The 20,724-nt window shown below is 37.8% G+C and carries 29 protein-coding genes and 1 other RNA gene; 21 read left to right on the forward strand and 9 right to left on the reverse strand.

What is annotated here, in order from left to right:
• Window positions 1-105: 105 nt before the first annotated feature.
• Both SOI82_RS02790 and SOI82_RS02795 read right to left on the reverse strand, forming a co-directional pair.
• Window positions 106-1,470: a hypothetical protein gene (locus SOI82_RS02790; RefSeq protein WP_320667863.1), complete on the reverse strand. Its 1,365-nt coding sequence runs from the start codon at window positions 1,468-1,470 to the stop codon at window positions 106-108.
• Window positions 1,471-1,820: 350 nt separating this feature from the next.
• Window positions 1,821-2,279 (reverse strand): peroxiredoxin, encoded by a 459-nt coding sequence (locus tag SOI82_RS02795; protein ID WP_320667864.1) that lies wholly within the window; start codon window positions 2,277-2,279, stop codon window positions 1,821-1,823.
• A gap of 534 nt (window positions 2,280-2,813) precedes the next feature.
• On the opposite strand from SOI82_RS02795, the gene SOI82_RS02800 reads away from it, so the two are divergent.
• From SOI82_RS02800 to trxB, 3 genes are all read left to right on the forward strand, one after another.
• Window positions 2,814-3,101 carry a hypothetical protein gene (locus SOI82_RS02800; RefSeq protein ID WP_320667865.1) on the forward strand — a complete coding sequence of 96 codons (288 nt, stop codon included), beginning with the start codon at window positions 2,814-2,816 and terminating at the stop codon, window positions 3,099-3,101.
• Window positions 3,102-3,180: 79 nt separating this feature from the next.
• Window positions 3,181-3,342 carry a hypothetical protein gene (locus tag SOI82_RS02805; protein WP_320667866.1) on the forward strand — a complete coding sequence of 54 codons (162 nt, stop codon included), beginning with the start codon at window positions 3,181-3,183 and terminating at the stop codon, window positions 3,340-3,342.
• 26 nt (window positions 3,343-3,368) lie between these two features.
• Complete coding sequence (trxB, locus tag SOI82_RS02810) at window positions 3,369-4,745, forward strand: thioredoxin-disulfide reductase (RefSeq protein ID WP_320667867.1); 1,377 nt, start codon at window positions 3,369-3,371, stop codon at window positions 4,743-4,745.
• A 152-nt stretch (window positions 4,746-4,897) separates the two neighbouring features.
• Here the strand turns inward: trxB and SOI82_RS02815 are convergent, their stop codons facing one another.
• Window positions 4,898-5,296: a DUF1499 domain-containing protein gene (locus SOI82_RS02815; protein ID WP_320667868.1), complete on the reverse strand. Its 399-nt coding sequence runs from the start codon at window positions 5,294-5,296 to the stop codon at window positions 4,898-4,900.
• A 560-nt stretch (window positions 5,297-5,856) separates the two neighbouring features.
• Between SOI82_RS02815 and SOI82_RS02820 the strand changes: the two genes are divergently transcribed.
• Entirely contained in the window at window positions 5,857-6,027 is a 171-nt protein-coding gene (locus SOI82_RS02820; RefSeq protein ID WP_320667869.1) for a hypothetical protein, read from the forward strand.
• Between the two features lie 174 nt (window positions 6,028-6,201).
• Entirely contained in the window at window positions 6,202-7,503 is a 1,302-nt protein-coding gene (locus SOI82_RS02825; RefSeq protein ID WP_320667870.1) for a cytochrome P450, read from the forward strand.
• Window positions 7,504-7,858: 355 nt separating this feature from the next.
• Here the strand turns inward: SOI82_RS02825 and SOI82_RS02830 are convergent, their stop codons facing one another.
• Window positions 7,859-8,644, reverse strand: coding sequence for a metal ABC transporter permease (locus tag SOI82_RS02830; protein WP_320667871.1), 786 nt, complete (start codon window positions 8,642-8,644; stop codon window positions 7,859-7,861).
• A gap of 53 nt (window positions 8,645-8,697) precedes the next feature.
• Between SOI82_RS02830 and SOI82_RS02835 the strand changes: the two genes are divergently transcribed.
• Complete coding sequence (locus SOI82_RS02835; RefSeq protein WP_320667872.1) at window positions 8,698-9,105, forward strand: transcriptional repressor; 408 nt, start codon at window positions 8,698-8,700, stop codon at window positions 9,103-9,105.
• Between the two features lie 16 nt (window positions 9,106-9,121).
• On the opposite strand, the gene SOI82_RS02840 is transcribed toward SOI82_RS02835, so the two are convergent.
• On the reverse strand, window positions 9,122-9,823 hold the full coding sequence (locus SOI82_RS02840; protein ID WP_320667873.1) for an ABC transporter ATP-binding protein: 702 nt from the start codon (window positions 9,821-9,823) through the stop codon (window positions 9,122-9,124).
• A gap of 65 nt (window positions 9,824-9,888) precedes the next feature.
• Here SOI82_RS02840 and SOI82_RS02845 point away from each other — a divergent pair, with 65 nt between their 5' ends.
• Window positions 9,889-11,004, forward strand: coding sequence for a metal ABC transporter substrate-binding protein (locus SOI82_RS02845; protein WP_320667874.1), 1,116 nt, complete (start codon window positions 9,889-9,891; stop codon window positions 11,002-11,004).
• A gap of 98 nt (window positions 11,005-11,102) precedes the next feature.
• Here the strand turns inward: SOI82_RS02845 and SOI82_RS02850 are convergent, their stop codons facing one another.
• The gene (locus tag SOI82_RS02850; RefSeq protein ID WP_320667875.1) at window positions 11,103-12,329 is read right to left on the reverse strand and encodes an NAD(P)/FAD-dependent oxidoreductase; all 1,227 of its coding nucleotides are present in this window, start codon (window positions 12,327-12,329) and stop codon (window positions 11,103-11,105) included.
• Between the two features lie 177 nt (window positions 12,330-12,506).
• On the opposite strand from SOI82_RS02850, the gene SOI82_RS02855 reads away from it, so the two are divergent.
• The 8 genes from SOI82_RS02855 (at window position 12,507) to SOI82_RS02890 (ending at window position 16,436) form a co-directional block, all read left to right on the forward strand.
• Window positions 12,507-12,695 carry a hypothetical protein gene (locus SOI82_RS02855; RefSeq protein WP_320667876.1) on the forward strand — a complete coding sequence of 63 codons (189 nt, stop codon included), beginning with the start codon at window positions 12,507-12,509 and terminating at the stop codon, window positions 12,693-12,695.
• A 453-nt stretch (window positions 12,696-13,148) separates the two neighbouring features.
• Window positions 13,149-15,017 carry a carbamoyltransferase gene (locus SOI82_RS02860; protein ID WP_320667877.1) on the forward strand — a complete coding sequence of 623 codons (1,869 nt, stop codon included), beginning with the start codon at window positions 13,149-13,151 and terminating at the stop codon, window positions 15,015-15,017.
• A 2-nt stretch (window positions 15,018-15,019) separates the two neighbouring features.
• Window positions 15,020-15,412 carry an SxtJ family membrane protein gene (locus SOI82_RS02865; RefSeq protein ID WP_320667878.1) on the forward strand — a complete coding sequence of 131 codons (393 nt, stop codon included), beginning with the start codon at window positions 15,020-15,022 and terminating at the stop codon, window positions 15,410-15,412.
• A 4-nt stretch (window positions 15,413-15,416) separates the two neighbouring features.
• Complete coding sequence (locus SOI82_RS02870) at window positions 15,417-15,578, forward strand: DUF5989 family protein (protein WP_320667879.1); 162 nt, start codon at window positions 15,417-15,419, stop codon at window positions 15,576-15,578.
• A gap of 115 nt (window positions 15,579-15,693) precedes the next feature.
• The gene (locus SOI82_RS02875) at window positions 15,694-15,960 is read left to right on the forward strand and encodes a hypothetical protein (RefSeq protein WP_320667880.1); all 267 of its coding nucleotides are present in this window, start codon (window positions 15,694-15,696) and stop codon (window positions 15,958-15,960) included.
• The gene (locus SOI82_RS02880) at window positions 15,960-16,133 is read left to right on the forward strand and encodes a hypothetical protein (RefSeq protein ID WP_320667881.1); all 174 of its coding nucleotides are present in this window, start codon (window positions 15,960-15,962) and stop codon (window positions 16,131-16,133) included. The genes SOI82_RS02875 and SOI82_RS02880 overlap by 1 nt, the downstream gene beginning before the upstream one ends.
• Entirely contained in the window at window positions 16,130-16,264 is a 135-nt protein-coding gene (locus SOI82_RS02885) for a hypothetical protein (protein WP_320667882.1), read from the forward strand. The genes SOI82_RS02880 and SOI82_RS02885 overlap by 4 nt, the downstream gene beginning before the upstream one ends.
• 1 nt (window position 16,265) lies before the next feature.
• A complete protein-coding gene (locus SOI82_RS02890; protein ID WP_320667883.1) occupies window positions 16,266-16,436 on the forward strand; it encodes a hypothetical protein in 171 nt (56 codons plus the stop codon).
• A gap of 215 nt (window positions 16,437-16,651) precedes the next feature.
• On the opposite strand, the gene SOI82_RS02895 is transcribed toward SOI82_RS02890, so the two are convergent.
• Window positions 16,652-16,801, reverse strand: a complete 150-nt coding sequence (locus SOI82_RS02895; protein ID WP_320667884.1) for a hypothetical protein — start codon at window positions 16,799-16,801, stop codon at window positions 16,652-16,654.
• 637 nt (window positions 16,802-17,438) lie between these two features.
• Between SOI82_RS02895 and SOI82_RS02900 the strand changes: the two genes are divergently transcribed.
• The 6 genes from SOI82_RS02900 (at window position 17,439) to SOI82_RS02925 (ending at window position 19,138) form a co-directional block, all read left to right on the forward strand.
• Entirely contained in the window at window positions 17,439-17,558 is a 120-nt protein-coding gene (locus tag SOI82_RS02900) for a high light inducible protein (RefSeq protein ID WP_320667885.1), read from the forward strand.
• Between the two features lie 17 nt (window positions 17,559-17,575).
• The gene (locus tag SOI82_RS02905; protein WP_320668464.1) at window positions 17,576-17,725 is read left to right on the forward strand and encodes a chlorophyll a/b-binding protein; all 150 of its coding nucleotides are present in this window, start codon (window positions 17,576-17,578) and stop codon (window positions 17,723-17,725) included.
• Between the two features lie 69 nt (window positions 17,726-17,794).
• The gene (locus tag SOI82_RS02910) at window positions 17,795-17,902 is read left to right on the forward strand and encodes a chlorophyll a/b-binding protein (RefSeq protein WP_414153521.1); all 108 of its coding nucleotides are present in this window, start codon (window positions 17,795-17,797) and stop codon (window positions 17,900-17,902) included.
• A gap of 93 nt (window positions 17,903-17,995) precedes the next feature.
• On the forward strand, window positions 17,996-18,169 hold the full coding sequence (locus SOI82_RS02915) for a hypothetical protein (protein ID WP_320667886.1): 174 nt from the start codon (window positions 17,996-17,998) through the stop codon (window positions 18,167-18,169).
• 590 nt (window positions 18,170-18,759) lie between these two features.
• The gene (locus tag SOI82_RS02920; RefSeq protein WP_320667887.1) at window positions 18,760-18,936 is read left to right on the forward strand and encodes a hypothetical protein; all 177 of its coding nucleotides are present in this window, start codon (window positions 18,760-18,762) and stop codon (window positions 18,934-18,936) included.
• Window positions 18,926-19,138 (forward strand): hypothetical protein, encoded by a 213-nt coding sequence (locus tag SOI82_RS02925; protein ID WP_320667888.1) that lies wholly within the window; start codon window positions 18,926-18,928, stop codon window positions 19,136-19,138. Before SOI82_RS02920 ends, SOI82_RS02925 begins: the two co-directional genes overlap by 11 nt.
• A gap of 179 nt (window positions 19,139-19,317) precedes the next feature.
• Here the strand turns inward: SOI82_RS02925 and ssrS are convergent.
• Both ssrS and SOI82_RS02935 read right to left on the reverse strand, forming a co-directional pair.
• A non-coding RNA gene (gene ssrS / locus SOI82_RS02930) (6S RNA) lies at window positions 19,318-19,500 on the reverse strand.
• Between the two features lie 12 nt (window positions 19,501-19,512).
• A complete protein-coding gene (locus tag SOI82_RS02935) occupies window positions 19,513-20,709 on the reverse strand; it encodes a 5-(carboxyamino)imidazole ribonucleotide synthase (RefSeq protein ID WP_320667889.1) in 1,197 nt (398 codons plus the stop codon).
• Window positions 20,710-20,724 lie beyond the last annotated feature (15 nt).

Genomic DNA, 20,724 nt, shown 5'->3' on the forward strand with positions numbered 1-20,724 from the left:
TATTTATATACTAGATAGAACAAAAAAAGTAAAGATACCAGCTTACATAGAATCAGAGATTAAAGAAATACTGATTTAAAGTCAGAGAAAAGTAGAGGGACCCAATTAAAGTGTAAGGTGAAAAGCACCTCTTTTGCCAATTAAGAATTTTATAATTTCAATTATTCTCTGAGAGTTAGCTGGTGATGCAATTCTAGTGCCATCTTTCATCAATCCATATAGACAACTAAATTCATGTGTGGGAACAAAATAATTGTACTCATGCCCATAAGCCATTATCCAAGCTCCATAAATATATGCATCCGATTTGTCAGGAATTTGCTTGATAAAATTATCATCACTAAGCAAACTCCGAAAAGCACTTTCACTTTCACATAAACGAGCAGAGGAGACTAATGTGTCATAAAAACACTTTGTTATAACAACTGAAGGTTTTCCTAGATAAATCGATTCTATACCTACAGTTGAACCAGCCGAAACAACAATTGAGGAATCTGAAATTAGTTTATAGGTAGATTCGGGGTCTTTATGGCCTATCCAATACCCTCCTTTCTCAACTATATAGTCACCCAGATCCTGCCAACGCTTCTGTTCCATTGGATGCTTATTCTTCAAGTTTGGATGAACTCTAACGATAAAATAATAACCCAGTGAATTTACAATTTTACTAATCTTTTTAATCGCAGACTTTTGATCTTGCCATTCTGGGTATCTCTCCGGGAAACCATAAATTGATTGATACTCATCGTCGGAAGAAGTAAAATAAGAGACTATTTTTATGTTATCTTTTTTTTTCTCCTTAATAATTGCCTCAAGAGACTTGGATGAGCCTTTTAATTGCCATTTTGTATAAGATCTTTCGTAAACCCCATCCCCCTTCACTTTTCTCTTAAAAAAATCTTCTCCAAGTCTATTAATAATACTTTTAGGTAATTCTAGTTTAATTCTTTCCATCTCCTCCTTCCTTCTAGGGAAATCATGAGGGGTATATTCTTCAAAAAAATATCTGGTATTAAAGTTGAAGCGTTCATGAAAATATACCTTGACGTTCTTTGAAGTAGCAACTTGTCTAAATGCCTGCTCACAAGACATTCTTCCATTAAAGAGAACTACCGCTTCATACTGATTAGAAGCAAGAAGAATCTCAGCAAAAATAATTGATTTTATAGATGAGATAATTTGTTGATAGCATTCCTTCTCGTATTCTAAAGACAACGGAAACGGGTCTGGATTAGCAGAGTAAGTAATTAGTGTGCTAGCAACACCAAATCCTATATTGTATTGTTTAAAAATTATTTTTTTTAATTCACTTAGGTTTCTAAATGAGATGTTATTTTCATTCCGAATAGATTGCTTGAATTGATGATTCATATCTTTTGCAATTTCTTCTGTCTTAACCCATTCAATTATATTTTCAGATTTGTTATATCTTGAAAGATATTTTCTGGCTCTATTGACACGTATCGGCATCTGTATGGTTCTCTTTATAAGATTGTAAGAGAACATAGTAGGCCTGGGCACAAAACTACCAAGGTGCACATATGAGACATGGTTAGAATCAGATAGTCGCCTACTAATTTCTAAACCTGCCTCTAAATAGGGCGTCATTGCACTAAAACTAACAACTAGGATCTTTTTATTTTTTATACCTTCAATCGTTGGCGTGATTAATTCCACTATTTGCCAAATAATTTATTCTTGTACTATAGCAACTAAGAGCTAGGAAAACAATCTATAATCCTAGCAACGCGCCAAACATTAACTAGCTATAAATATACTCGTAAAAATAATATTTGCTATTTATCTGATTCCATCTTCTTTCATCCCCTTCGAATTTCCTCCAAGATTCTAAGTGCCTCAGTAACATGACCAGGACCATTTAATAAATCATTAAAAACATGACGAATAACTCCTTTTGTATCTATTATGTAAGTTACACGGCCATCAAGAATTCCTAAAACCTTTGGAACCCCAAACAATTTTCTAACGGAGTTTCCAACATCACAAAGCAATGGAAAGGGAAGCTTGTTCTTTTCAGAGAATTTTCGATGGCTTAATTCATTATCATTACTAACCCCCCAAACTTCGGCCCCTAACAAATTGAAGAGGTCATATTTGTCACGAAAGCCACAAGCCTCTGCCGTGCATCCTGGAGTGTCATCCTTTGGGTAAAAGAACAGTACAAGTGGCTTTGATTTTAATTGCTTATTGCTTCGAAGATTACCTAATTGATCTAATAATGAAAACTCAGGCGCATGATCACCTACTTTTAAAGGCATAGAAAAAGATTAAAAATACATCCTACTTATCTAATTCATCATTGGGGCAATTTGAAGCACTACTACCAGAAAATACTATAAAATTATTTGATAACTCTTAAGAATAAGACAACTTGCCTCTACCTTTCTGATCTATCTCTTATAAGGAATAATTGAAGTCTCTTAAACAATTCCTATTCCACAAAATTCCCAATAGACTCTAAACACAAGCCTTTTTTCTCTTTATCGTGTAGCCATCAAAATTGAACAGTTTGAGCAAAGCTGATCGATCAATGGAAAGAGTAATTGTCTGTTATTTCGGGGTAAAGGTGATTTTCTTATAACCTAGACCTTCCATTTTTCAAATAGTCTTCAACTAAAGCTTGCCCCCGCTCCCAATAGCAGAGCAAAACTTATGTCACTTACTTACGAGTGAGGACACGCTAAGCAAAGGCTTTGATCCGTTTCTTCTGACGATAAAGAGGCTACTGACACACAAGGATGGTAAGTAAATACCCCTATGCGCTATAAAGGCTGTCTTCTCTCGTTCGGGTAATGCAGTCACAGGTTCGTTCATCAGAAATTGAATTAAAGGATCGGCTAAAGCAAATCGCTAGCAAGAAATGGGAAAATCTTAGTGACAGACAAAAGTCTTTTGCAAAAAAAACATGGGGCATACTTACCTACAAATGGAGATGGCAAATTGCCATGAATATTCCTTATCTAGCGATTTTCCTGTTAGATCGAACAATTCCAGCCGTGCACAAGTTCGATATGGCTTTATTGGCCAAAATCACTTCCAATCTGCCCATACCAGCCTTTCTGTCCTCATGGATAGGGTGAAGCGAGGAAGCAACCTCAAGCAAGGGCTTTCAACTTAGTTAGAAATCCTGTAAGGTCTCATGACTTTATCTTTGAAAGTTTGGAGTTAGATCTAGCAGCTGTTACTTTTTCCGGGTTGCTGGCATTGGGGGCAATTTGGATACTTTTCTTTTCAGACAACTTTGACGACGACGACGACCAAGATGGTGGCGGAACAATGTCCCCAGTTTATGAGCCTGCATACGCAGCAAATCCTGCTTAGATGTTTTGATTTAGGTTTGATCTAAAGTGACAGATAAGAAATCTTCCAATGTCGAAAATTTAGTAATTATTGGATCAGGGCCAGCTGGTTATACAGCAGCCATCTATGCAGCCAGAGCAAACCTAAAACCTCTTTTAATAACTGGTTTCCAGGCAGGTGGAATACCTGGAGGTCAATTAATGACTACAACATTTGTTGAGAATTTTCCAGGGTTCCCCGACGGAATACTTGGCCCAGATTTGATGGATCTTTTAAAAGCTCAAGCTGTCAGGTGGGGAACTCAACTAATCGAAGCCGATGCAAAATCTATAGCGCTGAATCAAAGACCTTTTTTGGTTAGCACAGCTCAAAGAGAAATTCAAACGCATTCTTTAGTAATTGCCACAGGTGCAAAAGCCAACAGATTAGGATTACCAAATGAAGAGACTTTTTGGAGTCGAGGAATTAGTGCCTGCGCAATTTGTGATGGAGCCACACCCCAATTCAATAAAGAAGAGTTAGCAGTTGTTGGAGGCGGAGATTCTGCATGTGAAGAGGCTGTTTATCTAACTAAATTTGGTAGTCATGTTCATCTTATAGTGCGCTCAAACAAACTAAAAGCAAGTGCTTCTCTAACCAACAAAGTTTTTAAAAGCCCTCTGATAACAATCCATTGGGAAACTCAGTTAATAGATGTAAATGGTGATGACTGGTTGGATGCTCTATTAATAAAGAAAAAGGAAGCAAGCGAAATAAAAAGACTTCCTGTTAGAGGTCTTTTCTATGCAATTGGACATACTCCCAATACTGAGATATTCCAGACGCAACTATTGATTGATGATCATGGCTATATAAAAACCAAGCCTGGTCGACCAGAAACATCAGTAGATGGTGTTTTTGCCGCTGGTGATGTTGCAGATTCAGAATGGCGCCAAGGGATAACCGCCGCTGGTAGTGGATGTAAAGCTGCATTAGCAGCAGAGCGCTGGCTTACTAAAAACAATCTTTCGAAATTATGTGAAAGAGAAAGCTTAGAACCTGCAAAAGCTACTGTCCCTAAGTATGCAGCAACAACAACAGAACTAGACTTTCAATCAAATGCAATCTGGCAAAAAGGCAGCTATGCCTTAAGAAAGCTTTACCACGAGAGCAAAAGTCCACTAATCGTTATCTACACATCCCCAAACTGTGGTCCATGTCATGTTATCAAACCTCAATTAAAAAAAGCGCTAGAGGAACTAAAGGGCAAGGCCCAATGCGTTGAAATAGATATCGAATTAGAACAACAAATAGCACAACAAGCTGGAGTTAATGGGACACCAACAGTTCAGCTTTTCAAGGACAAAGCGCTTATAAGTAGCTGGAGAGGAGTTAAACAGCACAGCATATTTAAAGAGGCTATAATTAGAGTCTTAGAGGAGTAAACTAACTAATTAGAGCCCAAAGTGCTGGTTTTATTATTACTAATTCTAGTTTAGAAGTCTCTAGTGACAATTTCTAAGACTTCGCAAAAGTTAAATCTTTTACTTATTAAAAAAAGCAAAAGGTTTTATCTATGCAAATAATTTGAAATAAATTACTTAGTCATCAAACGGTATGATAATTTGTCAATTCTTTTTTGATTTACACCATTATCACCTACACCTAATCTTGATTCAGATCTAACTTGAATAATGCCTTTCTTTGGTAGTGACTTTATTAAGAGATCATCTGTATATCTTCTCCACTTAGTTTTAGCTTCTGCATGAATGAATGTCTCGTTCTTCTCAACAATCCTAGTTCTAGGAGTTTTGGAAACAAGTTCCACAGCTTTTTTAAATGATTCTTCTACATCACTAACTTCCCAATTCTCCTTTACACAATGAGTCATAACTATGCATTCAGGAAGCTCAATCTCTTGACTGCTTGCAATTGATGTACTCGCATTAAAAAAAACATGCATAAGAGCTAGACAAATCAATAAAATCTTTTCCATCTATTCAGACTAAACCTAAGGAGCCTGCAGCAAAACCTACAGCACAAAAGAAAAAAAACTCTAATAAATCCCTACTACCAGGTGGGATTTTGTTTAAGGCAACGGAAATTCGTTGAGCCATTTGAACCTTGTACTCACAGGTTTTAAGACACTAAACAAAATTTTTAAAAAGCGAGAGTTGAAAGATCCGCCAAGCCTAAACTGAATCAGCCAAGCAGGTGAAGTGGAAGTATTTCATACAGAAGAAACGAAGATTGATTACTCAGCCAAGACTTACGAAAGAGCTTGCAGCACCTAACTCTTATTAGATTTTAAAAAACAAATCCAAAGGCAAGCAGTCTAAATGACATAAGATTATATTATGCATAATATAAAATAATCATATTAGATCCAATTAATTTAATCAACATCCAAGAAGGTTATTTGAAGAAAGTTTTTCTCATGGCTACAAGAGATATTTAGATCAATTTCATTCGCAATGTGAGAACATGCATTGAAAGTAAAAATTGATTAATCTCCATGAAGTAACCCTCTCTACTCTGTCAACTTACTAATCAGAAATGAAAAAAGACAATCTAAAAAGAATTATTCGGGAGCTTGAAGACTTATTAACTGAATTAAAAAGTGAAGTCTATTCAGACACAGAAGCCTATGTTCATCCTTGGTACGAAAAAACAGGGAGTCATGCTCATTTGCCGCATATCGAAGATGACGATGGTTATGCTGACTAAATGATGAGGCATCCTTCTCAATTGTTCAATAATTGGCCCTAACAAGGGCTTGCATTATCGCAAGCCTTTTTGACCTTTGCTCCTTCTATATAAAATGCTAATGCTTATTAAAGCCAAAAAGCCCTATCAAAATATTTTACTCGAAAAATAACACCTAGATCTATTACTACCCTCATGGCTGAACCTGAACTGCGCCCTCTACCTAATACAGGTGCCCTCACTGGAATACTAGAGGCGCTCACATTTTTCCGCGATCCAGACTTTGCTCGAAAACGTTTTGAACGTCATGGAAATATTTTTGAAACATCAATGCTTGGACAGCCAATGGTGTTTATTCAAGGTGAAAAAGCTATTTGTGATCTCCTTTCTTGCCCAGACTCGATAGAAGGTTGGTGGCCAGTGAGTGTTCAAAAGTTATTAGGTAGCCATTCTTTGGCTAATCGCAACGGGGCCTCTCATAAAGCACGCAGACGAGTTGTAGCTCAATTATTCTCGCCCCCAGCTCTACAGCGCTACAGCGCTAGCATCATCAGCATGGTTGATGAGCTTGCAAACGAGCTAAAAACCGCAAAAAAGTCGCTCCCTCTAGCAGAAAAAATGCGACGTTTTGCCTTCTCTGTAATTACATCTACGGTTCTAGGCCTAGAGGGCGCTGAGAGAGAAGAGTTATTCTCTGATTTCGAAATCTGGACCAAAGCTCTCTTCTCAGTTCCAATCGCTCTACCGGGTAGTCCATATGCAAAAGCTCTTCAAGCCAGAAAACGCTTGCTTAATAGGCTCCAACAGGTTCTTTCTCAATCAGTGAATATAAAAGGTGGCTTAGATTTACTTTCTGGTGGTCTTGATGAAGAAGGAATTCCTCTTACTGATGAAGATCTCATAGAGCAACTTCTTCTTCTTTTATTTGCAGGCTATGAAACCACAGCTTCTGCACTCACCTGCCTAATGTATTACCTACTTCTCAACCCACCAATTGAAACATGGCTGCGAGAGGAGATAGATGCACTGTGTTGGCCTCCAGAGCCTGAACAGGCCAACATCTCTTACGACCCAGCGAATGCCCCGAAACTTGACGCAGTAGTGAATGAGGTAATGCGACTTAGCCCGCCTGTAGGAGGTTTCTTCCGCCGCACCAAACGGACCATAGTGATCGGCGGCGTAGCAGTTCCAAAAAATCGCGTGGTGCAAGTTGCCTTAACTGCATCCAACCGTCATGGCCTTGGCGATCTTGATGCCTTCCGACCCCAACGCCATTTAGAGGATGGATGTTCAGTCTCCATGATGCCTTTCGGCAACGGAGAGCGTGTGTGTCTTGGAAAAGCGTTGGCTGAACTCGAGATCCGTTTGATGGTAGTGGGATTGTTTCATAGATTACGACTTGCTGTAATCCCTGATCAAGATTTCACCCTGCAACAATTGCCCAGCCCGGCTCCAAGAGATGGCTTACTGGTCAAAGTGCTATCGCCCAACTCCTAGCGATGTCATCTGAGAATTTGAAGTGGTTGTCAATTCTTATAATGTGTGGCTTCAACTAATAGGCTATTAAATACAGATATATCTACTGTCATAAGTTGAATACTCATAGAGCTTAGAAGAGTATAAAAAGACAATGGAGCAAACTTGGAAATAGTTGAAGTGTCTCTTTAGTTTGAAAAAAACTAATTAAAGTCGACGTTTTCTCAAAGACATCTCTTCCTATTGAACAACTTTATGAATTTCATGCCATGCCATGCCAAAAACGAGCTAGTTCAAAGGTTTCAAATTAAATATCAATGAATTGGTAATGGATTTGCCTTAATGGTTTGAGCACTAAGACAAGTTGGCTCCAAGATTACTTCTTGACGGGCAAAAATACCAAGGAAGCAACACACAGAACACTGATAAGAGGACCTGGAGACAAATTAAAAATTACCGCCATTAAAAAACCAATAGATGATATTACTAGCCCAAACATTGAAGATCGAGCCATGGCAACCCATAAGCTTGTTGCTTTATTTAAGCCCAATAAAGTAGGAGTAGAAAGCAAAGCAATTACAAGGATCACACCAACAGCAGACATTGAGCTAACGATGACAAGAGAAGTCGTGAAGCCGAGAGCCAAGTTCAAAAAAGACACATTTATACCACTAGCAGCGGCACCTTCTGGATCTAACCCAACATGAACCAATTTGTCGTATCCACAAATCATCAAACAAATAAAAATTAAAAAGGCAATAAGGATTCTTAAAAGATCTCCCAAATTAGCTGTCAATAGATCACCAAAGAGAACAGCTTCTAAATCAATTTTGACACCAAGAAGAGGAATAAGAAGAACACCAAGTCCAATTGCTCCAGCAAGTACTGTATTCATCACAGCTTCATAGTGATCACTTCGTTTGTTAGTCAGACTTTCTGCAAAAAGTGCTCCAAACAAACCACTAATCACACCTCCAATAGAAGGGTGAACTCCAAGGGCTACTGCCAAAGCCAAACCTGGCAAAACAGAGTGAGAGATTAAATTGACTTGTAATAGTCTTTTATGGGTAATTAAGACAGTCCCCATAGCGGGGCAAAGCATTCCTGAAAAAAAAGTTAGAATCAGTGGAATTATCCACCACTGTGCATTAATAAAAGACATCAAGCAAACGATTCAGTATTGTCAATAAAAGAGATCAAATGAAGATCTTGCCGATGTGTAAAAGCGGGCCTGAAATTTCTAAACGTCAAAAGCAACTGCTTGAAGAACTTGGGATTTGTGATGACGAAATGAGTGGTCAGGAATTGCATCGAAGATTGCATGAAAAAGAGCTTTCTATGGGTTTGACGACGATATATCGGAATTTGCAAGCACTTGTTAAACGGGGTTTAGTTCGTTCCCGACACCTCCCTACAGGTGAGGTTCTTTATGCTCCAGTGGATAGAGATGTTCACCATTTAACTTGTGTTGATTGTGGACAAACTACCCGTTTGAAGGGATGTCCTGTAAAAGATATCGAGCTTCCCAAAAACAAAGGCCAAAAATTTGAAGTCTTGTTCCACACACTTGAACTTTTTGGTCTTTGTGAACTCTGTTTCCAGCGCCAAAAGAAAAAAGTTTAACTTCTTTTTTGAAAAGCTAAGCACAACAATGATTGCCCATACAAGTAATTGAATCGAGGCTGTCCTGGACATCATTGGGACTTCCTGAAGCTAAAACAGTCTTATCTAATGCGATTACTTTGTCATAAGCACTCAAAGCCTTACCCCAATCATGACTACTAACAAAAACTGTTAAACCAGCGTCAGCTAATTGACGAATAATGATCAGAAACTGTTCTCTAGTTGGTGGGTCTAAAGAAGAGCATGGCTCATCAAGTAGAAATATTGATGCTGAGCTCATCAATGTTTTTGCCAATAATGCACGCTGTTGTTGACCACCCGATAATGTATCAAGTCTTCTTTTTGCAAAATCAGATATTCCAACTCGTTGAAGTGCTGCTTCTAATTCACAACATGTTGATCTGGAATGGTTTACTCGACCTAATGAGACTAACCCTTCAACAGTAATAGGAAACCTCCAGTTCAGTAAACCTCTTTGTGGCATTAGAGCAACTTGATTTCGAGCAATAATTAAAGGATTACCATCAACCATGATCTGACCCTTATTTGGCTTAAGTTGTCCCTGCAATAAACGTAATAATGTGGATTTACCAGCACCGTTTGGACCAACTAGTGCTGTCAAGGTGCCTTGTGTGAGCTCTATTGAGACATCATTCAAAACAAGTTGACTTTGCTTTGAATACGAATAGGTCAAATCTTCTGCAATCAAAAAAGCCATGAATCAAAGCATTTACTCACAAAGAAAACGGGAATGATTATCATTATACTGTTTGAAAACAGTTCATGCGAATTTTCAAGAGCTTCTCAAAGGCAGAGCAAGGAAAAGCATTAATTGCCAGAACAATCATTAACACCTCTATTTTAACTGGTGCGTTTTTTTTAACTGGAATCAATCAGTTCGTACAAGCCAAGTCCAAGTCAATAGTTGCCGTGGAGCCATTAACTTGCGATCTGGTTACAGCAATCGCTCCCCCTTCCAGTCCCATTCAATGTTTGTTTGATAGGAAGCAAGATGTTCATGACATCAAAATTAAACCTAGGCAAGCCCAAAGACTTAAAAAAGCAACTCAAGTATTTACTCTTGGGCAAGAAATGTCTCCTGCAATGAAAAAATGGCTAAATAATCCCATAACAGTTGTTGTAGGTGTTAGCGCAATAGAGATAGACAACCATGACAACCATGACGCACATGACAACCATGACGCACATGACAACCATGACGCACATGACAACCATGACGCACATGACAACCATGACGCACATGACGCTGAGCACTCAACTGAAAAGCATGAGCACCATTTCCATGCTGGCTTAGACCCCCATATTTGGCATGATCCTCAAAACATAATTAAAATGAGTAGGATTATTTCCAAGAACATCAAGAAGAACTATTCCTTTCTTGATACAAAAACCAGAAATATTGTAAATGAAAGATATCAATCTGTAGAATCTATTTTAAAAGATTTAGATCAATGGGCAAAGAAGCAAGTCTCTACAATTCCCAATAAAAATCGCTGGATAGTTTCTAAACACAAAGCCATGAGATACTATGGAGAAGCATTTGGATTACGAACTCTTAGCTTACTAGATTTTCTAGGCCACTCATCCAGTCTAAGACCAAAGGCCATTTCATTTATAATAGGAGAGCTAAGAAAAAATAATATAGAAATCATTTTTGCTGAACAAAAACCTCCCTCAAAGTTGATTAAGAACCTAAGCAAACAAACTTCAATTCCTATATCTTCAAAACCAATTTATGTTGATGGTTTAATGCCCAAAGGGAGCACTATTTCAGTGGCTGTCCATAACACTTGTACTATCGTTAATTCATTAGGTGGTTTATGTAACAAGGAAGAAGGTCAACAAATAGAAGATAGATGGCATTTGCTTATTAAGTAAATTTATCATTTAATCAATGTATGCTGTTGTGAACCCTAAACACTTATTTTCTTTACCTTTAAAATTAAGTTGATATCTCATAAAAAAGCTTATTGAAATCATTGATTAAAAATCGAGTCGCAAAGAAAATTCGCTATTGACATTGAAGACGTAAATGCTGGGCTGATTGCATTTACAACATGTATTGCTTTTTTAGATCTGTTTACGAGAAAGTCATCAAAGAACTTCATATTGCTCTTATTAACTAATTGTGGGCGAATTCCATATCTTTCCGGAGTCATATTGACCTGAATTCCAGACGAAATTCTAGGGTCAAAAAATGCTTTAGCGCGAGATTGGAATTTTAAATTCGTTCTAATAGAAAACTCGGAGGCTGCATGTTCTCTAAAATTATTGTAATTACCAAGCATCATTAAAGTTAATGTCGTCAAACGTGATGGAATTTCTAAAAGATCACTGATAGAAAATTGATCATAGTACTTAGAGAGTGATGGGACAGCATTTGGTCCTACCAAGATCTGGGCATCAGTTGTTGGAGTTATGTGCACTCCCAAGAAAGGCAGTTCAGGGTCAGGAACTGGATATAGATTCGTTTTCAGCTTAACTGAAGTTTTTTGGAATCCATATTGACCAAGTATTGGTAATAAGATTAGATTGTTTGGTGAATTCAAATCAGATTGACATAACGCTAAAGAGCCTGGACCAGATACATTAAATATGTAATCATATAAAGATGTTTTCGCTCTAAATCTTGTTACACTTCCCTTGCAACCATCTATAGATGATACTTTATCTTTTATGAAGTTAACATCTAATTCTTTAAGCTTATTATAAAGAGAGCAAAGAATGGACTTAGGTGAGAATACCTTTGTCAATGGAGACCATAGATAATTATCTCTTTCAATAATTCCAGGCTGTATATTGAATGCTCTTTGATAATTAATCAATTCTACCGTGCAATTGTTTAACTCTGCATTCCTCTTAATTATACTCATTCTTTTGTAATCGATATCATTAAAAGGAACCAATATCTTTCCACAATTCAATAAAGGCAAGTGATTATTATTTATATAATTCAAAAGCAGCTTTCTACCTTCTTGGCAAAATTTTGCTTTTAAGCTACCAGGTTCATAATAAAGACCTGCATGAAGAACGCCACTATTCCTAATTGATGTTCCATTCGAAGGTATTGAGTTCTCATCTATTAAATCTATATAGATTTTAGGATATCTTTTCTTTATTTCAAGGCACAAAGTCAACCCAATGATACCAGAACCAATAACACATATCCTCATTGATGTATATATGCATAATGTTAATTTCAATTATGTTAGCAAGGCGCCTGCTAAATTAATAATGTAATCACCAAAAAATAATTGCCTTTACAAAGCAAAAGCCAAAAAGCTTGACCTCGCTAAAAAGAATACAGAGATCTCAATGATTAATGTTGGTGGTGGATCTAAGACATCGCTTCCAATTTCCCACTCTAGAGGTTTTCTTCCATGGCAATAACCAACTGGCTCAAAGGCTTTAAATTAGATATCCATACTCCTGGTACTGGATTTGCATTGATGGTATTAGCCCTAACTCAAGTACCAGTAGCAATCAAGACCTCTGCAGAGATCTATTGCATGGAGAAAGTAGGAGTAAGAACAGGATCATTCATTGCTGCAGTCAAAGAGTGCAATTGATAGGAGACATGACTACAAAAGAAGGCTAACTCAATGAAACACCTCACAGCTACCTACCTCGACTTCATTTAAACCATTGGTGTGATTTTGATCATTGGAGTTGCTGCTTATGCAATTAAAAAGATGCTGCTACGTGTAGAGAATGCCCAAGTCAAGATCAAAGAGTGATATGGATGCTCTTAACCCACCACGGCAAGTTGATGGAAGTAGTGGTCCTTCACGCAGCTGCTGATCATGGCAAACTACAATCTCAGAACAAAAGGGACGAAAAAATTCAATCATCTATCTCATAAGACATCTGAGATTTCAGAAAAACAAAGGATGTACAAAATGATCGGAACGCCTTTTTTACAAGCGTAGAAGAATGAGGTTGATTTTTCTTTCTGTAAAGCATTAGATCTGCCTTTTCTCACTTCCAGCACTGATAACCTTTACCTAAACTGCGCGAAAATATTGGTCAAAAAGAAACAGAAAATAATTTTAGGAATTTCATGTTTCTACCATGACAGTGCTGCTGCCTTGATTCGTGATGGCGAGATTGTTTCGGCAGTGCAAGAAGAACGATTTTCTAGAAAGAAGCACGATGCTGAATTTCCTGTAAACGCAATTCGCTACTGCCTTAAATCCCAGAATATTGATCTCAGAGATATTGAATCCATTGTTTATTACGAGAAGCCACTATTAACATTTGAGCGCCTCTTGGAGACATATCTCGGTGCTGCACCAAGAGGCGGTCGCTCATTTATTGCCGCAATGCAAGTTTGGTTAAAAGAAAAATTATTTTTAAAAGCCGGGCTCAAGAAGAAATTGAAGTCTTTACAACAAGAACTAGTTCCAGAAATGGAGCCCCAAATCCCAGAATTACTCTTCTCAGAGCATCACCTATCTCATGCCGCCGCTGCATTTTATCCAAGTCCATTTGAAAAAGCAGTAATACTTTGTATGGATGGAGTAGGAGAGTGGGCTACAACTTCTACTTGGATTGGAAATCACAACACTATAAAACCTCTCTGGGAAATTAGTTTTCCTCATTCACTAGGCCTTCTCTACTCAGCATTCACTTATTACTGCGGATTTAAAGTAAATTCTGGCGAGTACAAATTAATGGGTCTAGCACCCTATGGAGAACCAAACTATGTAAAAGAAATCAAAGATAATCTAATTGATATTCAAGATGATGGCACTTTCAGATTAAACATTAGTTATTTTAAATATCATCGTGGGTTCCGCATGACAGGTCGGAAATTCCATCAACTCTTTGGAGCACCTCCAAGAGGAAATGAAACAGAGCTAACTCAGTTTCATATGGATTTAGCGGCATCTATTCAAGTGGTAACAGAAGAAATTGTCATCAAGATTGCAAGATCGCTACAAAAAGAAACCGGTATAAATAAGCTTTGTCTTGCAGGTGGTGTTGCCTTAAATTGTGTAGCTAATGGCAAGTTATATAAAGAGAAAATCTTTGAGGAGATATGGATTCAACCGGCGAGTGGGGATGCAGGTTCTGCCTTAGGTGCAGCACTTATTGGTTGGCATCAGCAATTAAATAAGCCTCGACAAATCAAACCTAATGATTCAATGAAGGGAACTTATCTTGGTTGTGAGTTCTCTAATGAGGAGATTGTTAGTTATTTAGAAAAGGTCAATGCTTCTTTCGAAACACAAGAAGATGAAGAACTCTTTGAAAGGCTTGCTCAATGTCTTGATGAAGGGAAAATTATTGGTTGGTTTAATGGCGCCATGGAATTTGGGCCTAGAGCACTAGGTGGAAGATCAATCATTGGCGATCCACGTAATCAAACGATGCAAAGTGTAATGAATCTCAAGATCAAATATAGAGAGAGTTTTCGTCCTTTCGCACCATCAGTTTTAGAAGAAGATGTTGCTAGTCAATTTGAAATGGATACCAAAAGTCCTTATATGTTGTTAGTCGCACCTATAAAAAAAGAACTCTGCAGAAAAATGACCGAAGAGGAACAGAGACTTTTTGGGATTGATAAATTAAATATTATCAGATCATCCCTTCCAGCAATTACTCATGTAGACTATTCTGCAAGAGTTCAAACAGTTAGTAAAAAAACAAATCCTCGTTATTATCATTTAATTAGTGCCTTCAAACGTAAAACTGGCTGTCCCACAATTGTCAACACCTCATTCAATGTAAGGGGCGAACCAATTGTTTGTACTCCCCAAGATGCCTACCGATGCTTTATGAGAACTGAGATGGATATACTTGTACTCCAAAATCAAATACTATTAAAGAGCGAACAACCAAATACAGAACAAGATGAAACTTGGAAACAGGAATTTGAATTAGATTAATCATGACAAATTCTATTTCCAAAAAACAATTACGTGAATTTGGATTTCTCATTGGATTTGGATTCCCAATTCTTATTGGATGGCTACTTCCAGCAATTGGGGGACATGTTTTCAGGTTTTGGACTTTATGGATAGCTTCTCCTGCTTTGGTTCTTGGGATTCTGAAACCACATTTACTTTTATACCCATATAGGGGATGGATGGCATTAGGATATGGACTTGGATGGATTAATAGTCGTATTATTCTTGGATTAGTTTTCCTTATAGTACTTCAGCCCATTGCTTACATTATGAGAGTTTTCGGTTACGACCCTCTTAGAAAAAAAGAAAGCAATGAGAAATCTTATAGAGAAAACAAACAAAACCACCAAACAGATTTAACCCGCATCTTCTAATGCTATGGAAGCTTTCTTAGATCTCACCAAAGATATCTGGGACTTTTTAAGAGCTCGTAAGAAATACTGGCTAGCACCTTTAATTATAACAATTGTTTTAATGGGCGCCTTAATTATATTCACTCAGGGCTCTGTTGTCGCTCCATTTATTTATTCAATTTTCTAAGTCTCAACATGGAATTCCACAATTTCTTAGAATCTTTTGAAAATGGCTTTAAATCATTTCGTCTCTAAATAGTTATCAGGGAATAATTGCCAGTTATATAACTTGAAGGCTTATTTTGATTGGCTTTTCGTTGGGATCAACTTTAGAAAAATTGATTAGTGTCGGTGGTGTCTCAAAGATATCGCTTCCGACTTCAAAACTCTATTGCTTCTTCACTATGGATTGGGAATCTGCAAGGAAACACTGCAAAGAAAAGAACTGGCAATGGTCACTAGAACTGATCAATCAAGCCCAACAAGAGATGGAAGAGCTAGAAAAGAAGATTAAAAAGCTAGAAGACCAACAGAAAGCACAACGCTTGTACAACGCTTGCAATTACTGATGGAAGCACCTAAATGGAAGCCAACTGAACAGGAAAGAGAGGTAATGGAAGCCGTTTGGATGCAAGTCAAAGGAGCATGCGAGAAACTAAAAGAAGAAACCAACGCCACTGATAAGCACGTCAAAAAGATGCTTCTTGAAATGGCTGACCGCTATTACTCAAAAAAAGAATGAACCATCTAACTGCCACTTACATCGATTTCATTCAAACCTTTGGTGTGATTCTGATCTTTGGTGTTGCGGCTTATGCCGTTAAGGAGATGCTGCTACGTGTAGAGAAAGTACAAATCAAAATAAAAGACTGACGTGGATGCTCTTGACCCACTAAGCCAAGTCGCTGGAGGGAATGCTCCTTCCCCGCTGTTGTTGATCATGGGATGTATTGGTGCGTTCTTTGCTGGTGCGTTGATCACCTCGCTAATGAGAGGAAGGCAAGAGCAGGGCTGGTTTAAAAGGAATGAGGAAGATGATGAATGACATTTGCTTCTATTTCTGACGAGATGGATTGCAATACCAAGGGTATCTAGATCACAAAGCCTTGATAAATACGACGATACCTATGAATTACTTGAAGAGATCTATGGGGATATGCTGCTCAGATGCTGATTATGAGGGCCGTCCTTATTACGAAATTGTTGAAGAGAAGGATTCATTGCTCATGAAATTATGCAATTTTGCGTGGAACGGAAAGGCTATATCCTTTCACTTTGTCCTGCCTCCAAAAGATAAAAATCAAAAGCACCTAAACGTGGTTGCATTTTGTTCGGTCTTCCGATTACAAAACTACGGTTTTCTAAATCATTATCAGCATCAGGCATTTCATTATTTGCCTTACTATTCAATCAGGCGTAAGGGGCTACTAACCACTAGTTAAGTGCTGAAGGGATACAACACATCTTTCAGTGGTTACTCAAGTGTTTGCAATATCGGAGTATTCACTCGTTTCTAACGCCAATTTTTCAACTAACAGGAGAAATTATGGTTTGGCAATTCCCACCTTTAGGAGCTTGTATAGGACTGTTATTAATTTCAATCGGGATTGTTGTAGGGTTCGATATCCGTTTCAAGCCTGATAGCCAAGATCCGAAATCGTAAGTGAAAGTGAATGTTTGCTCTGTATGACTTCTCTAAAGATTGAACATGCCTCTTGACAATACAATACCTTTCTATTACAAGCCTAGACGAACAATGATTTAAGAGAAACTAAATAATATTTGCGGAGAACTGTATATATATGATCTGTATTCATAAATAAAAGAATATCTATGTTGACAAGAAATTGAATCAAACCATGGATTACCAATAGCTTAGATTAACTGCTGTCAGTTGCTTTAAAGAGATATTTGATTATGAATAATTAATTTTCGGTTAGCCGTACCTTCATACTCCGTAACACAATTGTTATAGTTCTTTACAGGTTGGATTCGACCTGTCCTTTTTCTTTATTTAGATTTCTCAATGGGTAACTCTCCTCAGCTCATGGCTCTTTCTTCACCAGCACTTGCTGAACGTGTTAATGGTTGGCTAGCCATGATCGCTTTTGATGTAGTTGTTATTAGTTATGTACTAACTGGACAAATTATTCCTGGTGTTTTCTAAGCAAAACTTCATCCAGTATTCCTAAATTACTTTCAAATCAAAAATCATCAACTAAAACCATGACTGAAAATGCTGAGCTTCAAAATGGCCGTTGGGCAATGATCGGATTCGATATTGCTCTTATTAGTTACATCTTCACTGGTCAAATTATTCCTGGTGTTTTCTAAAGATGACACAAATTAAAAAATAACTATTACGTTATTTCTTCAGACAAACAAACACTATCTCCAAAAACAATGAAAGAAAGCGCTGAAATGCAAAACGGAAGGTGGGCAATGGTTGGCATCCTTGCTGCTATTGGAACCTACACATTTACTGGCCAAATTATTCCTGGTATTTTTTAAAGCTATGGAAATGAACCCTTTCAAACCTTTGAAGCAATTTGTTCAAGGGATCTATAAACGATCTAACTAATCTTCTTTTTAAGGAGCTTAAAAATGGGAATTGGTGCATTATTTCTAACATCCATATCTACTGGGATTATTACCCAGGAAGAATTGGGTTGGGTCACGAGAAATCAAGTAGATTTCTCTAGATGTGAACTAGCTACAGCTTTGAAACTGGGCCAATTAATAGATTCAGGTCAGCTTCAACTTGGAAGCAGACCTTGAATCTTATAAATATCACATTTTAATGATTTGTATCTAATCAGCATGACAACATCATCTCTAATATCTAATCAAGATCTCTTTAAAGATCGCCAATTCTTATCAACTGGATTATTTTTAAGTAGTTCATTGCTTTTTGTATTGATTGGAATTGAGTTCCACTATCAATACCTTCATAATCCAGCAGTTCATATTTTCTTTCAATCAAAAGGGATTTTCCTTTTCTAACGAAATAGTAATCACAAAAAAATTAATAAATTCTCTTGAAGATTGTAATTACAATAAGGATTCTACAAAGTTAAACCTATTTATTTGTAATTTGCTAAAGACTAAAGTGTCTGAAAAAATTTCTTCTGCTCTAAACTCACTATTTCGAGATTTAGTTGAATTTTCTTTCTTTTGTGTCATCGGCATAGCTGCTGGATCGATAGGCCTGTTATGAACTTCTTCTCGATAATCTTTTTCACTTCTGCAGCTGCGTTGTTTTACATCGCCGCATTTCTTTGGAGAGGTCTTTCAAGAAGAAGATCAACTAATTAATTGGCATTGCTTTTCTCATTCAAAAGAACTTCCTCTGTTTTTTATTTACTGCTATGTCTTTAGGTGAACTTCAAGCATCTGTAGATAGTTTTCCTGCATGGAAAGCACTTCTGTGGTGTTTTTATCCGATGGCTACTCTTGTTCTATTGGAATTGCTGGCACGACAAATTGATGATGATGATGACCAAGATGGAGGAAAGATGATTCCAGCCATACAAGGTGCTCAATAAGAAGAAGATTAAAAAACTAGAAGTCCAACAGAAAGCACAACGCTTTACAACGCTTGCAATTACTGATGGAAGCACCTACTGGGGCATACAAATGGGAGGACCAGTTACGGATCTTGCTTATAGAACTAACCCTAGTGACTTTTTGTTTTCAAGCTATATCAGGATTCTTATTTCAAGCCTTGAATTAAAAATCTACCTCTGATGATCTGTAAATTCTTTTTTGCCGCGGCTAATACAAGTGATGGCTTTATTTTTATTACTCCACGTAAATTTTGGTAGGACCTTTGGTAAGACCACTTGGTAGGACCTACTGGTAGGACCACCCATAAAGTATCCATGACTGCGACGGGTAAAACCCATGTGCCGCAGTCACTTATCGGATACTGAACCACCGTGCCGTGCGAGCCCCAGCGTTCGACCTGGATAAACCAGAAGGGGATTCAAAGTGGGGCTTCGTTTCCAGCAACAAGGCTGGTATACGTCACCTTCACGACAGTCTCCCCAAATCGAAAGAGAGTCAGATCAGAGCACTAGAAAAGGCCGTCACCAACAAAGCAGTTCCAGCCTAATTTAAACCTATGAAGTCAGATTCAAAGGCCAAATCGAACGAATACTTTCTAATCCTCTAAGCGCCTCCTCCCTCCTTGCTTGAGCATTATCTGAATAAAGAAGAAGAGTGACATGTCCAAGTTTTCTTCCAGGTATTTCTTTGTTTTTTTGATACCAATGAAGATGAGCGCCATTAATTCGTTTCAATTCAGCAAGTCGGTCATTCAGTGGGGGAGCCTTCTCTACAGGCAAGCCAAGTAAATTAACCATAATTGCTCCAGGAACAATAAGTTCTGGGTCTGGGACAGGAATATCAGCTGCTATACAAACTTGTTGATCAAATTGACTGCTATTGCATGCTTCTATTGAGAAATGAGCTGAGTTATGGGTACGTGGGGCAACTTCATTAACAAGTAAGCCTTTAGGTCCATAGAAAAATTCAATAGCGATTACACCTACATAATTCAATTTAGTCAACAAAGATGCAACCATGTTATAAGCCAGCGCCTGAACAGAATGACTAACTTCGGCAGGCGCAAGAACCCAATCACATACTTGGTTAAACTGATGAGTTTGAGAAAGTGGAAAGGCCCTAATTCGACCTTCTAAATCTCTGCTTGCAACCAGAGCTAGCTCCTTCTCATAAGGCACCCATTCCTCAATCAACCAATCCTTAGAATCTACAGATTGCAGGAGCTCATTAAGGTCATCAAAACTATTAATAACCTTTGTACCCTTTCCGTCATAGCCACCTTTACCAGATTTAGCCATTAAAGGAAAGTTCCACCCACTAGGTAGTTTTGAAAATCCGAGTTTCTCCGAAGACAATTGCATCCACTCAGGTCCTGGTATTTCAAGAGCATCTAGAAGTTGACGTTGTGAAATCTTATTTATTAAAGGATCAATTGCTGCAAGGGAAGGAATAAAACAGCCTTTTTCTGTCTCTAATTTTGCCAACTCCTCAATATTGACCCATTCATTCTCAAAGGTCACGGAAGAGCAAGCATTTATAAGTTGACTTGTACCAAAAGCATCTTGAGTTTCAGCTAAAATAAGACTATTAGCTTTTTTCGCAGCAGGGTCACTATGAGATTCTGCTTGAACAATCACTTCCACATTGCGTCCTTTCGCCGCTTCAACCAACATTTGAGCAAGCTGTCCTCCTCCCACAACTCCAATTACAGAATTCATTAGAACATTCTTTGATAATGAAGCAGTAGCCATTTAAAGCTAAAAAGC

Origin of the sequence: Prochlorococcus sp. MIT 1307, assembly GCF_034092395.1 — a bacterium.
In the GTDB taxonomy this organism is placed as follows: Bacteria; Cyanobacteriota; Cyanobacteriia; order PCC-6307; family Cyanobiaceae; genus AG-363-K07.